Below are 15,468 nucleotides of genomic sequence, written 5' to 3'. Positions count from 1 at the left end.
AGTGTTTCTTTTAATTCCCTTAATTTTTGTTAGTATTATCTTCTATATAAATATTACTTAAATTCTTAGTTATTTTAATGTTACTTTTAAAGTATGAACTTCAAATGGTTTAAATGTAAGTTCCATTGTTTCTTTATTTAATTCTTCTCCATCTATGCTATCTTCTATTAAGTTAACCATTTCTACATTAGCATATGGAACATTTATATTAACTTTAACCTTAGCATCTTCACCGTGACACTCATATAATCTGATTATCATGTCATCATTATCTTCTGCTTTTTTAATTGTATCAATTATTACATTTTCACAATCTATTGAAGCCATTGCCTCTTTAACTAGATTTTCACCTAAGTTTTCACTATATATTACTTGAATTGGAGCATTAACTTCATGAGCTTCATGAACAACATTTCCTTCAATATAATCACCTTTGTGTGGGAATAAGCAATAAGTAAACTCATGCTCTCCTCTATCAGCATTTGGATCTGGATATCCTGGGCTTCTTAAAAGATTTAAGTCTATCTTAGTTTCTGAAACATTGTGTCCATACTTAGAATCATTTATTAAAGCTACTCCATAATCTCTTTGTGATAAATCTACCCATCTTTGAGCACAGATTTCTCCCTTAGCCATATCCCATGAAGTATTTCCATGAGTTGGTCTCTTTATTGTACCAAATTGGATTTCACAATCTGCCTCTCTAGTATAAACATTAGTATTGAAAGATGTTCTAAGCATTTTTCCATTTTCTTTCCAATCAACCTTTGTTTTAAAGTCAATTCTCTTGCTACCTTCTAAAATACTTATTTCTTGTACTAAAGTAGAATCTCCACACTTGTAGCTTTGTTTAATCGTAGCTTTTGGTCCATCAACTAGAACTTCTGATTTTACTAATTCAAATCTTTGAGATGGTCTATCCTCATAAACACCTGAAAAATCCCAAGCATCTCCATTATCTTCATAAACTCTAAGTTCATTTCCATTTTCATCTCTTAAAACTTCTTTATTTAACTCTTTATCAAAAATTCTTGAAATTGTTCCATTTTTATTGAATTCAACTTTAACTAAACTGTTCTCTAAATTATTCTCAGAAACTCTTAAAGTTGAAATTTCACAATATGGCTCAACCTCTTCTTTTTTTATGATTTCTCCACTTAAAGGCTTAACTTTAATCTTTGTCCATCTATCATAAAGCTTAATCCATTGCTCTCTGCTCCATGATAATGAGTTAATTAATGCTACTCCTTCTTCTTTGCTATCAGCGCTTTCTAAGATATCTTTATATAACCTCTCAGTCATACCTTCTACTTTGGCAAGCATCTTTTCATAAGCTTCTACTGACTCATCATATACTCTACCTATTGATGAACCTGGAAGAATATCGTGGAATTGATATAGAAGAACTTCTTTCCAAACTTTTTCTATCTCAGCTTGAGGATATTCTCCTTTTCCTAAAACCTTAGCTTGCATTGCTGCTAACTCTAAGTTTTTAAGAGCGATTTCCATTTTTCTGTTATACTTTTTATTCTTACCATGTGTTGTGTAAGTTCCTTGATGTTTCTCTAAGTATAGTTCTCCACTCCACACACTATATTTATCTATATCTTTTTCTATTCTCTTAAAGAAATTGCTTGAAGGCTCTTGTTTGACAGGAGCTATTCCATTTATATTTCTTTCTCTTCTTAATCTCTCTAAATGCTCTTCTCCTGGGCCACCGCCTCCATCACCAATTCCAAATAGCATTAAGCACTCGTCAGATAAACCTTTATCTAAGAAAGCTTTCTCTGATTTAGCAACGGCTCTTGGTGCAGCTGAACTATTATAGGTTCCTTCTGGTGGCATGTGAGATAATACTCTACTTCCATCTAATCCTTCCCATACAAATGTATGATGTGGGAATTGGTTGTGATTATTCCATGATAATTTAATTGTCATGAAGTAATCTACTCCACTTTTCTTAAGAATTTGTGGAAGAGCTGCTGAATATCCAAATACGTCTGGAAGCCATAAAGTATCCATTTCTTTTTTGAACTCTTCTCTGAAGTATCTCTTTCCGTATAATAATTGTCTTACTAAAGATTCTCCTGATGGAACGTTAGTATCTGGTTCAACCCACATACCTCCTTGAGCTTCCCATCTTCCTTCTTCTATTCTCTCTTTAATTCTTGCATATAAATCTGGATAGTATTCTTTCATCCACTCATAAATTTGAGGTTGGCTTGCTCCAAATACATACTCAGGATACTTCTCCATATTCGCTAAAACTGTTGAATATGTTCTAGCACCTTTTCTTATAGTTTCTCTTATTGGCCATAACCAAGCTAAATCTATATGAGCATGTCCAATAGCTGAAACTGAAAGTGAAGGATCTCCACCTTTTTTATCTAATTCTTTCTTTAATATCTCTCTAGCTTTTTTAACTTCTTCTTCATTTAGGATTGTAACCTCTTGTTGAGTAACAACTCCATCCTTTAAGAAATCACATCCGCTCATTCCAGTTTTAATACTTAATACCTTTGATGCTTCATAAAGAGCATTTAATATAGTATGATATCTAGCACTATCTTCTGGAAGTTGATTCATAAGTTCATGTAAAACCTCTACATCGTAGTAAAGAGCTTTTACTTCTTCATTACAAGTTGCAATATATGCATCTTTTATAATTCCATTGTCTCTATATTTACCGAATAAGTCATTACAAGCACAATCTGCCCATACATCGATGACTTCTCCACCAAGAGCTCTATCAAACATAGGAACTTCTCTCTTACCAGGCATTCCTAGACTTAAATCAAACTCTGAATTTAAAGTTGTAAGACCTCTCATAGGAGCTCCCTTTTCATCTACAACAAAGGCTTCTCCACTTACATCTATTAAAAGAACAATCTTTTCTCCCTCACAACTTGCTGGTACTTCACCCTTAAAGTTAAACCAACCACAGTCCCAAAGTTCTCCCCAAGACTCTCCTATAACTCCTTTTTTATACTCTCCAGTTAATCTATTTTCATAACTTACTGGTTCCTTAGTGATATACATATCTATGTCTAAAGGTGCAACCACATTATATATTGCCTTCTCTAACTTTTCACACAAACCGTTTACAATATTCTTACGTTCATTTATCTGAAATAACATTCATCTCACCCCTTGATAAATTTAAAACTTATAAAATAAATCTTTAGAGCTGTACATTAATAATCAAAATTAATGAGCTTCTTTTCTTTAGATTCATCTAAATTCTATATTTTAAAGATATCTTATAAGCAATTAAGTGTAAAGTGGACAAATATTAGTTTTATAGTTCATATTTTTAATAGTTAAATTTTGTACAAAAATATATTTAAATATAAAATAAATAAGACCAAGGTTAGGAAAAATTTTAGAACCTAAACCTTGATCTCAATTTATTTAAAAAGGATTAAAAAAAGCATTTTATAGTTAATACTAATTTGCGGAAGAAGTTAATTCTATAAAATTATATAATTTAATCCTTGTTAAATACTATAATTAAAATTTATCACAAACTATTTCAAAATATGATTTTGGATGATGGCAAACAGGACATTTTTCTGGAGCTGCTGTTGCTTCTAAAATAAATCCACAGTTTTGACATCTCCACAACTCTTTTTCATCCTTTTTAAATATTTCACCATCTTTCAACAGATTATGTAATTCTAGATATCTTTCTTCGTGATGTTTTTCTATTTCCCCTACTTTTTCTAGTATGAATGCTATTTCATTAAAACCTTCTTCTCTTGCTTCTTTTGCAAATTGAGCATACATATCTGTCCATTCATAGTTTTCTCCGCCTGCTGCATCTTTTAAGTTATCTACAGTTTCACCAACTGTACCATCATGTAAAAACTTAAACCAAATCTTTGCATGAGCCATCTCATTATGAGCAGTTTCTTCAAAAATATCAGCTATTTTGTTATATCCTTCTCTTCTAGCTTTTTCTGCATAAAAAGTATATTTATTTCTAGCCTGTGACTCTCCAGCAAAAGCAGTTAAAAGATTTTTTTCTGTTTTACTTCCTTTTAGCTCCATAAATTTCACCTCAAAAATTTAATTTTAAAGTTTATTAATTTCCATTTCTAATAAACATAAATACAATTTAATTTTTCCCTTTTTGAAATTTTATATTCTAAATCTATCCTTAAAATTTTTAGCTAAAAAAAAACAAAATTCTTCTTAAATAAAAACAGGCTGTATAAAATTTTATACAACCACAATATAAATGATTTCATTTTATTAAGTTATTATATAATACGTATTTCATCATTAGTTATATTGTTAATTAAATAAATTTCCATGTTATCTCTATCTACTTTATTTAAATCATAAAACATTCTTGCCATATAAAATTGATCATACTGTGAATTCGGATTATATTTTTTATCTATTTCACTATACTTTCTTATGGCAATCTCATTAAATCCAATCCATTTCTTTAAATTATAAGATTTTTCAAAATCTCCACTTTTTAATTTTACATTATATGTTTCAGAAATCTCTCTACTCTTTTCTTCATCTATATTTCCAACAAAAATGTTAACTAACGATCCAAAATCAAAGTTTCCTAAACTTAAAACTTCAAACTCAATATTATCAAATCGAATTTTTTTATTAATAACTGTGTATCCCTCATTACTTAAAGGAATTTTATCATTTGTTCTTATTGTTTTATCTACATAACCTACATTCACACGCTCTGTATAATCTTTTGGTTTAGCACTAATTGTAAACTCAGTTTTATTAATAGGCAAGCTTTTATCTTCTCTAGCAACAATAAAACCAGTAGTTAGTTTAATATGTTTTAATCTATTGTTAAATTTATACAAACTATAAAAACTACTTAACATGATAATTTATCATCTTATTAAGTTAGTATTAAAAATCATATTATAATTTTAAATCAAATAAAAAATACAACTATTATTATATTTACCTATTTTAATAGTACTTATATAAAATTCTAATTTTTCTTTTTAACTTTTAAAATTTAGCTATCCTATATTTTTCATAAATAAATCCACTAAACTTTTTTCACTATTAAAACCTAAATCCCTCAAACTGTTATGAATTGCATTTAAAACAGTAGTTATATTTTCAATCCTTGCATTCTCACCCATATGTCCTATTCTCAATAATTTATTCTCATATTTATCTAAGGATGTTGACATTAATACATTGTATTCTCTATTTAAATGGTCTCTTAATTTTAAAGCACCTATTTCTTCTGGTATTTCAACAGCTGTAACTGTATTTGAATATCCACTTTCTAAAAATAAATTTAACCCATATTCTTTTAGTGCTTTTCTAGTTGCTTCTCCAATTTTTCTATGTCTTTCAATTACTTTTTCTGTTCCTTCTTCCATAATATTATCTATTGCAACTCTAAGTGATATAATATCACTTGCTGGCATTGTATAAGGGAACCATTTATCCTTATAATAATTCTTCCATATATTTAGGTTGCAATAAAATCCTGCCACTGGAGTTTCTCTATTTTCCATAGCTTCTCTTGCATCATCACTTATGCTAACCATAGTTAATCCTGGCTCTGCTGAAAACGCCTTTTGTGAACCTCCTAGGGCTATATCAATCTTCCAATCATCAACTTTTAACTCTTCTCCTACCATCCCTGAAACAGAATCAACTACAGTTAAAATCCCATAACTTTTAAGTAAAGGACAGATCTTATTCACTGGATTTAAAACACCTGTTGGAGTATCACAATGAACAACAGTAGCATATTTAAAATCATTATTCTCCTCTAAAAATTTAGATAAAGCTTCAATATCAATCTCCTTGGTATAGTCTCCCGAAAAATACGTTACCTCTCCACCATACATAGTTACAAACCCATCAAACCATCTTCCATATAAACCATTATCAAGTACTAAAACCTTGTCTCCCTTTTCAGTTAGGGATGCACAGGCTGCTTCTAAACCTAAAATCCCCTCTCCACAAAGTATATAGCAATCATTTTTTGTATTTATAAATTTCCCAAACCTATCACAAGTCTCCTTATAAAACTCAACGAACTCTAAGTCCACATCAGGATTAGTAGTTTTTAGTGCTCTAGCCATCCTAACATTTTCGCTTAAATTAGTAGGTCCTGGTGTATAAATTATCTTATTACAATTCATGACTTATTCCTCCCAATACTCTCATTAATTTCTATAATAATAAAATATCACACCATAAGAAAACTTTAAATTATACCGGTATAATTCATTTAAATTTATGCAAAACAATCATTAACTTTAAATAAAAAGCAAAGATCTATAAATAGTTATCTACCTGTTTATTGACTATTTATAGATCTTTATTTATCTTATTAATCTAATCTTAATATTTTTCACATATGCCCTTAGCTTAATTTAATATTTTATCTGATATAAAATTAAGCTCATATTCTGTAATAATATTATCTCCATCTAAATCCCATTCTATTTTTTCTTTTCCATAATATTTAGAAGCTAATGCTAAATCGCCTAAATCTATTACTCCATTTTTATTAAAATCTCCCAGTAAACCTTTCTCTTTTTCTGGTCCATATACTTCTAATTCAAGAACTGAATATGAAGAATTATTATTTCTCTTAGAGCAATTAATTCTCACATATCTAGCCATTTCTTCTCCAAATGTTATGGAATTTAAATTTTCCGAATTATTATTTAGTGTAGAAATCTTATTCCACTGATATCCATCTTCTGATATTTCAATTGAAAACTCTTTTGCTGGATTTCCCCATCTTATTAATACTTCATTTATTTCTTTTACTTCTCCTAAATCAACCATAAGCCATTGATTATCTGAGTTTTTAGAAACCCACTTAGAACCCTCATTTTTAATATTACCATCTGTTGCTCTCCATTCATTGGTGTACAATAAATCATTTGAAGAAGAATATGCATCTTTTCCACAAGCTAGATTCACTTTGTAATTCTCATCTCCAGCAATAGCCTCGTCAGCTAAAACTCTATTATATAATTTAATATTATCCATACCACCTACTAAACCTTCTCCAATCTTCTCCAAAGGTAAAACAAAGGTAGTTAGGAATTCTTGTCCACTTATAATACTATTATCATGTCTTCTATAACTATGAAGTTGTTGTACAAACTCACCATTAGCATATAAGGATAAACTTTCAAAAGTTCCTACTAAGGTTAAAGTTGTCCATTCTCCTTCTTTTAATCTATAATCAAAATTTTGCTCATAGAAGCTTCTTCTTATAGCTAAAGTTCCATCCTCTAAAACCTTTAATTCTCCTTCATATCCTGAGAAAAGATTCATGACCTTTCCAAGTTCATCAACCTTAACATCAAAAGAAATTGTATATGGATAAGCTAGAGCCTTAAGTGGAGTTTCTATCACTGTATTACCATTAAAATTTAAATACTTATTTGAATCCTCTTCCTTAATTTCTCCATTTTGAATAGTTCCATCATATCCATTGCCACTCTTATCTAAAGCATTTTCTCCATTTTCAAAGTCATATTCTATAACTACATCACTGTTACTTTCGATTTCTCTTGAAACTTCAGTATTTGGTCCCTCATCTAATCTATTAAAGGTCTTCATAAACTCTGTATAATCTTTGTCCTCTTTATTTCCTCTCCATGTCTTTTCACTAATAGTAGCAATAGCTGGTAGTAGTCTCTCATGTAAATCAGCCTCTACTATTCCTTCCATGGATTCATCTCCCCAAATAGCCGTTTTTCCTCCTAAAAGATTTGGTTCTCCTAATGGCACAAATGTATTTGCATTAAACTGATTTGGCTCCCAATTGTTATAAACATATTGAGTATCCATAAAATCCTTATGCCATCTTGAAGGAGTTATATAAGTATATGGCTGTGGAACATTAACAATCTTGTATCCTTCCTCAATTCTCGCCTTAGGATCTTCCCAAGCTAAGCTCCATACATCTATAACAGTTTCTTTTGGAAGTATTGTATCTCCTGCAAAAGGCTTTAAAGAACCCCAAACTCTTGGTGTTTTTCCTTTATCCACTAAGTATTGTGACATATTTGCTGCATATTTTCTAAATTTATCTCCTACCCTTGTATCATATTCATCTATTCCCAAATGAACTGTATCTCCTAAAAATACTGGATTCTCCTCATTTAAAAACTCATCAAATAATTCTTGTATAAACTTAGCTCCCTCTGGATTATCTATATCTATATGATCAAACCAATAATTTTCTGAATGTATTGGTGTACCCTTCTCCCTATTATACTTAGTAAAAGGAAGTGAATGAGCAGGTGTATCTATTTCTGGTACAACCTCCATACCTCTGTCCATAGCATCTAATTGTAAATTAACAAACTCTTCTTGAGTATAATAAGGATCGTTTAAATCATCATTACTAGGCTTTAATCCTGGATGATTCTTACTCTCTAGTCTAAATGCATTATAGACTGAATCCCAACTTTTTGGCTTATTATAATTTGTTCCCGATGGAGCCCATTGATTGTCATTTAAATGTATATGGAACTCATTAATTTTATACCATGACAATATCTTGGAATAATCCTCTAAGAATTCCATTCTCATAGGCATTCTTGCTACATCAAGCATAGCTCCTCTAATTTCATACTTAGGAAAATCTCTTATAACTCCACATGGAATTTCATCATGATTTTCATCCTGCCATAATATTTGAAGTAATGTTGTTGTTCCATATAATGCTCCGGTATAATAACTTGAATATATCTTTATAGAATCTTGAACCTGAGTAAAATATCCTTCTTCTCCAACTTCATATTGATCTTCCAATTGAGACTCTATATAAATATCTCCTTTTTTAACTTCCGAATCTGATGAAACTTCTGCTATATCAAGCTCAATTCCTTTAAAGTCCTTTAAGCTTTCATTAAATAGCTTAGCTACCTTCATTAAATCTACATTATTTTTATCATTAATTAATATTCTTGACTCTTCTGTTAAAGTAAAATTCCCTTCTAATCCGTACCACTCTTGAAGACTTGGAATTACCTTTGGCTCTTCATTTCCCTTCTCTATTGGAGGGAATAACTCTTCATTTAAAGAAGTTTTATTTGGAACATTTAAATTTAAACTCTTTTCAACAGTCTTTTCTGGATCTTTCTCTTTATAAATTTCAAATAACAAACTAACATCTCTATCTTCTATATTAGAATCTGTTATTTCTCCTTCATTACTTATTACATTTTTAAACTCACTTCCTCTTAACCTAATACCAAAGCCCTCTGGCACTTCTGGTAACTTAATCATCTCATCACTTACTGTTACTTCTGGTAAAGAAGTTATTGAGTTTGCAATTTCATCTAAAGAAGGCTCAAAATCTGGTACTATTTTCTCTGTTCCTTGTACTTCTAACTCTCTTACGGAAACATTATTGTATGCATTAGCATTTCTTTCTCTTATATAAACTCTTATATATCTGGCATTTTCCTTGTTATCAAAAACGATTTCATCCACCTTATTCATATCATTACTAGGATTATGCTTTACTCTTTTAATCTCTCTCCATTCTTTACCATCATCTGAAATTTCTATACTATAATCCTCTGCAAAAGCTTTTTTGTACCAATGTATTTTGGCACTTTCAATCTCTAAAACTTTTCCAAAGTCAATAGATACCCATTGATGACTATCTTCTGAAGGTTCCACAGGCATTGTAGGACTAGACCATCTTGAATCATCTGAAGTAGTATCTCCATCAACTATTTTGTTAGAAGTCCACTCTGAATTATTATTTTCCACAGCTGATGCCTTTGTTTCTTTTCCTTGAGCTACATTTCCTTTAAAAAGCTTATATCCCATAACCTCAAACTCTCTAATACTAACACTTGTCCACTGATTCCTCTTAGTAATAAATATTCTTACATACCTTGCAGTTTCTTCATTATCAAAACTAACCTTATTAATCTTATTTTTATCATTTTCATTCTTGCCTACTGGATTAGTTAATGTTTCCGTCACATCTTTCCAATTTTCTTTGTCAGAGGATGTTTGTATCTTAAACTCTGTTGCATATGCAAAATTTTGCCACTTTATGTTGATATGATTTATAACATACTCTTCACCTAAATCAACCATAAGCCATTGTGGTTTAACTGATGTTACTTCTGCACTTGACCATCTAGAATCTTCTGTAATATAATCTCCGTCTACAGCCTTATCTCCTTGCCAATTACTTGAAGATTCTACTCCAGAAACTTCAACATCTTTTTCTAAAGCTAAGTTTACAAATGAAATATCATCTAAATTATCTATTTCATTTGCTTTTGTAATTTTCCCTTGAGTTCCTCCTAAAACATTCATCATAAAAATCCCACATAATATCGCTCCAACCTTCTTTTTATTCAACTTACAAGTTCCCCCTTAACAATAATATCACTATATATTTTTATTCTAATGAAGATTATTATATAATTAACTTATTAAAAATTATTTTATTTAGTAAATGAACCATATATTTAAGGAGTTGATTTTATGATAAAACATATTGTTATGTGGAAACTAAAAGATGAGGCTGAAGGAAATTCAAAGGCTGAAAATGCTAAAATAATAAAAGATTCTTTAGAAGACTTACAAGGAAAAATCAAGGAAATAGTTGCTCTTGAAGTTGGAATAGATGTTAATAAATCAGAACAAGCTTACGACATCGTTTTATACTCAACATTTAATTCTTTAGAGGATTTAGACTCTTACCAAAAGAATCCTGATCATGTAAAAGCAGGTTCTTTCGTAAAAAAAGTAGCAAGCTCAAGGGTTGTTGTTGATTACGAAGTTTAAAGAATATAAAACAAATCCCCTAGAATTATAAGTTATCTCAATTATAATTCTAAGGGATTTTTATTTAATCTATTTTTTCAAAAATTAAAACCTCTTTTATAGATGAAGTTATTTCTTTTATTGCAGGACCTATGATAATTTCACCATTTTCTCTTTTCCACTCCCCTTTTGGGAATTTCACAATTCTTTTTATTACCCCTTTTTTAATAGTTGGAGCCACCATGTATTTTGGGCCTAACATAAATTGATCTTGAATTCCTTCTAAACCTTCATTAGGAAATTCATACTCCATATACCTAACTATTGGTTCTCCATTTTCGCTAGCTTCTTCTGCTAAGCTATAAATATACTCTGAATATTTCACATGTTTCCAAGCTACATCTTTACATAGTTCAAAATTCTCTCTAGATAGCACTCTCCATGGTGCTGCTGAAAATTGCATCATTGGCATAAGTGCCGCACATTGAGCATATCTTACAAACAATTCTTCATCTAGATTATCACTATTTTCTAAGAAATTAAGATACTCTCCTCCCCCAATCATATCTGGGCATGTGTATGCATATCCTAAAATCCCTTGTGCTAGTTGATTAGGAATAAGCGAAGAAACCCCATTATATTCCCAACTATGATTTTTATCCGCTAACCTTTGTACTAAAGGTAATCCTGCACACTGAAAGCAAGCTCTATATTCATTATATTCATAATTTAATCCTAACAATACCCAAAGTTTACTTTGTTCATTAGCTTCTACTTTCCTATATGTTAAATCATCATTACTATAAAAACTTGCATCCCCCGCATCAAATTTAAAGCCATCAACTCCATATTCTTTAATTAAGAAGTTATTTTGATTACAATACCATTTAACAGCTTTAGGATTTGTTAAATCTAAAACTGCTGAATAACCATTCCACCATTTTTTTATTGCCACAGAACCGTCTTTATTTTTTACTAAAAAACCTTGATCTCTTAAAAATCTAAACTCTTGTGTATCAGGAGTAATAAAAGGGCATGTCCATAACATTACCTTAAACCCTAATTCATGTAAATTCTTTATCATACCCTTAGGATTTTTAAACTTTTCTCCATTGAATCTCCATTTTCCATAATAGTCGCTCCATCCATCATCAATCATTATTATTCCTGTAGGCATACCATTTTGAATTATGGAATTAGCATATTCCAATATCTTTTCTTCTGTTTGATCATATAAAAGCTCAATCCAAGTATTATATTGTGGTTTAGTAAAGAAAATTTTAGGTGGTACTTTACCATTAGCTTTGAAAAAATTTTTAGAAGCATGTAAAAAAGCATCCTTCAGATTTTCTCCAACTTCATATAATTTTGGTATTTCATCTTCAGTAATTATTTCTATAACACCCTTAGAAACTTTTAATTTAAATCCAGAATTGCACCATATGTATCTCCCATTATTTGAAATAAGTAATGTATTTGCTTGGTTAGGACTCTCATTTGGATATATATTTACTTCGTAATTTGAATTAAAACTCAATGGATACTTTATCCCATCATTAACAATTGGTCCATACCAGAATTCTTTTTCCTTCATAGCAAAAGTATAACTATTAAATTTCCCCATACCAACTTACCTCTCAACCATTTAAATTATGTTTAACTAAAATAAGCAAATTATAATGCGTCAAATATATTTTAACTCTCTTCTCATTATATTACATTTTTTTATAATTTTGGATATAAAATAATACATTTTCATAAAATAAAAAGAAGCTCAAATTAAATAATTCGAGCTTCTTTATTTTCTAAGTATATTTATTAGCTTTTATAATTATTTTTGTTTTAAAGCATTTTTTACTGTTGATTTATATCCAGTATATGTTGCATAGAAATATCCACCATAAACAATTACCATTATTAAAGCAGTTACTAATGATGAGGCTCCTATATCTGGTTTATTGAACATTGCTAGGAATCCATTTACCACCTTTATTGCAACTACTGAGTGAACTAAAGCTACAACCAATGGTAATCCAAAGTAAATACTTACTTGTGCAAAGATTGATTTATTTATCATCTTTTGAGATACACCAATTCTTCTTAAAGATTTATATCTTTCAACACTATCACTAGCTTCTGATAATTGTTGAAGTGCTAATACCGCAGTACTTGATATTAAGAATATTATTCCTAAGTATATTCCTATGAATAATATTGTATTTGTAACACCATTACTTTCTTCATATATACGATCTTTTGTATATCCATTTACAAACCCATATTTCTCTGTATCAACTCTTCCATCTCTATAGTCATCAAATAACTTTTGTACTCTTTCTCCTTCTTCTTTTGAGTTCTTGGTAAAATTTATATTAATTTTACTTGAAGAAGGCTCTAAGTTAGAAACAACATTATCTGGTACTATTAAAGTAAGGACATTACTTTGCATACCTACACTTTCAAATGCTTCATCTATTATCTTATCTTTACCTATTAATGAATCATTTGCAATAGTATATTCTTTACCATCAATCTCTATTTTGCTATTACTCTGAAGTAGATTTTTTAAAGTACCTTCCAATTTAGGAAAATCAGATGAAATTAATATTTCATTATTATTTAAGCTTAATGATTTTTCTCCTTTTAAATCTCTTATAGCGTTATATGAGCTTATATTTATAGAATTCACACCATAGTCACTTGCAATTTCTAATATTTTTTTTGCATTATTATTTTCTGCATTTTTCTCTAATAAATTTCCTAGATTAGTATTATCTAATCTATATTCATTATATGAAGCAATCTTATCGTCTGAATTAAATTTAAATCCTAACTCCTTTATTGATTCTTCAGCAGTCTTTATTTTACTATCTTTATCAGGATAATAAGTAGCTGATGCATCAAATGGAGTTGTAGCCTCTAATCCTTTTTCTAATGCATTCTTAAAACTTAGACCAGTTGATAATGTTCCTATAGTTAGGAATAACATAAGACATATAACTGTCATTGATAAGAAGTTAGTATTTATCTTACTATTTATTTGTCTTAATACAAATATATTTAGTCCTTTTAAATACATATTTTTATTCTTTTGAACTGCGAATAAAACAAATCCTGCTAAGCTAAAGAATAGTAATAAGGTTCCTAAAACGCCTAAGATTATTGATACCCAGAACATTCTATCAACTGGATTTAATCCAACTTTAATTACTAAAGCATAAGCTCCTCCTAATAACCCTAAAGATAGTAAGAAGATTATTGCTGTTAATATAGGATTTTTTATTTTTATATCCTCATTCTTTTTAGCTGCTGTTAACATATCTATAAGTTTATACTTTGAAATTACAACAGTATTAAAAAGCATAACTAAAATAAATATTATACCAAAATATAAAATAGTTTTTACAATAGCATCAGTTGATAGTAAGAACTTATAATTACTTAATGGAACTTCAAATAACTTAGCTGCAAAAGCAGATATTCCTTGAGAAACTATTATACCTACTCCTAAACCTACAACTAAAGATATAATACCAACTAAAGCTGTTTCATATGTAAGTATTTTTGAAATTTTATTTTTTCCCATACCAAGGGTCATATATATACCTAATTCTTTTTTACGCTTTTTAACTAAGAAGTTATTTGCATAAAGAATTAATCCACCTAAAACACATGATATAAATACAGAAATTCCAGATATTAATCCCTGTAATACTGTTATATATTCAGCCTGTCTTGATCCAAGCTCTGAAAAAGCTTTTTGATCTCCTATGGAGTTAAATGCATAGAATATGCACACTCCAAGAGTTAATGTTAGAAAGTATATTGAGTAATCTTTAAAGCTCTTTCTAACATTGTTTAAAGCAATCTTAAAATACATCTCTATCATCCCCTCCAAGAAGTGTTATAACCTCAATAATTCTATCGAAGAACTCTTTTCTTGAATCTGTTCCTCTTACTAATTCATTGAATATTTTTCCGTCTTTTATAAATAAAATTCTATGTGCATAACTTGCTGTAAAAGCATCATGAGTTACCATAAGTATTGTAGCATCTAATTCCTTATTTAAGTTTTCAAATGAATCAAGAAGCATTCTAGCTGATTTTGAATCTAAAGCTCCTGTTGGCTCATCGGCTAAGATTAATGATGGATTTGTCACTATTGCTCTCGCTGAAGCAACCCTTTGTTTTTGTCCACCTGATATTTGATATGGGAATTTATTTAATATTCCATCTATCCCTAAACTCTTTGCAACCTTTTTAATAAGAGCATCTATTTCCTTAGGCTTTTTACCTTGTATTGTTAATGCTAAAGCTATATTTTCATAAGCTGTTAAGGTATCTAATAAATTAAAATCTTGGAATATGAATCCTAATTCATCTCTTCTAAACTTCTCTAATTGCTTTGATTTTAATTTTGTAATATCCTTTCCATTAATAACTATACTTCCTGTAGTAACATTATCTATAGTTGATATACAATTAAGTAATGTTGTTTTACCACTTCCTGATGGTCCCATTATTCCAACAAACTCACCCTTATCAACCTTAAAGTTAATATTGTCTATTGCTTTTGTTATGTTATCTTTGTTTCCATAATACTTTTCTATATTTTCAACACTTAAAATATTTTTCATATCTTGTTCCTCCTCGTTTCATCTTACAATATTATTTTATCCTCTTTAAGAT

The 15,468-nt window shown here is 29.5% G+C and carries 9 protein-coding genes; 1 reads left to right on the top strand and 8 read right to left on the bottom strand.

All coding sequences use genetic code 11. From position 1 onward, the window contains the following. Positions 1 to 69 precede the first annotated feature (69 nt). From AC2JAQ_RS04360 to AC2JAQ_RS04340, 5 genes are all read right to left on the bottom strand, one after another. A complete protein-coding gene (locus tag AC2JAQ_RS04360; RefSeq protein ID WP_488458086.1) occupies positions 70 to 3,138 on the bottom strand; it encodes an alpha-mannosidase in 3,069 nt (1,022 codons plus the stop codon). Positions 3,139 to 3,510: 372 nt separating this feature from the next. Further along, positions 3,511 to 4,050 (bottom strand): rubrerythrin, encoded by a 540-nt coding sequence (gene rbr, locus AC2JAQ_RS04355; protein WP_488458085.1) that lies wholly within the window; start codon positions 4,048 to 4,050, stop codon positions 3,511 to 3,513. A gap of 212 nt (positions 4,051 to 4,262) precedes the next feature. After that, complete coding sequence (locus tag AC2JAQ_RS04350) at positions 4,263 to 4,844, bottom strand: hypothetical protein (protein ID WP_488458084.1); 582 nt, start codon at positions 4,842 to 4,844, stop codon at positions 4,263 to 4,265. A 165-nt stretch (positions 4,845 to 5,009) separates the two neighbouring features. Further along, a complete protein-coding gene (locus AC2JAQ_RS04345; RefSeq protein ID WP_488458083.1) occupies positions 5,010 to 6,155 on the bottom strand; it encodes a pyridoxal-phosphate-dependent aminotransferase family protein in 1,146 nt (381 codons plus the stop codon). Between the two features lie 229 nt (positions 6,156 to 6,384). Then, positions 6,385 to 10,371 carry a discoidin domain-containing protein gene (locus AC2JAQ_RS04340; protein WP_488458082.1) on the bottom strand — a complete coding sequence of 1,329 codons (3,987 nt, stop codon included), beginning with the start codon at positions 10,369 to 10,371 and terminating at the stop codon, positions 6,385 to 6,387. A gap of 126 nt (positions 10,372 to 10,497) precedes the next feature. Here AC2JAQ_RS04340 and AC2JAQ_RS04335 point away from each other — a divergent pair, with 126 nt between their 5' ends. Continuing rightward, positions 10,498 to 10,800 carry a Dabb family protein gene (locus AC2JAQ_RS04335; RefSeq protein ID WP_488458081.1) on the top strand — a complete coding sequence of 101 codons (303 nt, stop codon included), beginning with the start codon at positions 10,498 to 10,500 and terminating at the stop codon, positions 10,798 to 10,800. A 64-nt stretch (positions 10,801 to 10,864) separates the two neighbouring features. Here AC2JAQ_RS04335 and AC2JAQ_RS04330 read toward each other — a convergent pair whose 3' ends face one another. The 3 genes from AC2JAQ_RS04330 to AC2JAQ_RS04320 form a co-directional block, all read right to left on the bottom strand. Beyond that, the gene (locus tag AC2JAQ_RS04330; protein ID WP_488458080.1) at positions 10,865 to 12,403 is read right to left on the bottom strand and encodes a glycoside hydrolase family 31 protein; all 1,539 of its coding nucleotides are present in this window, start codon (positions 12,401 to 12,403) and stop codon (positions 10,865 to 10,867) included. Positions 12,404 to 12,610: 207 nt separating this feature from the next. Beyond that, positions 12,611 to 14,659, bottom strand: a complete 2,049-nt coding sequence (locus AC2JAQ_RS04325; protein WP_488458079.1) for an FtsX-like permease family protein — start codon at positions 14,657 to 14,659, stop codon at positions 12,611 to 12,613. Further along, positions 14,649 to 15,416 carry an ABC transporter ATP-binding protein gene (locus tag AC2JAQ_RS04320; RefSeq protein ID WP_488458078.1) on the bottom strand — a complete coding sequence of 256 codons (768 nt, stop codon included), beginning with the start codon at positions 15,414 to 15,416 and terminating at the stop codon, positions 14,649 to 14,651. Before AC2JAQ_RS04320 ends, AC2JAQ_RS04325 begins: the two co-directional genes overlap by 11 nt. Positions 15,417 to 15,468: the final 52 nt, after the last annotated feature.

This window comes from Clostridium sp. LIBA-8553 (assembly GCF_057782465.1).
This window is presented reverse-complemented; position numbering and strand designations above follow the sequence as displayed.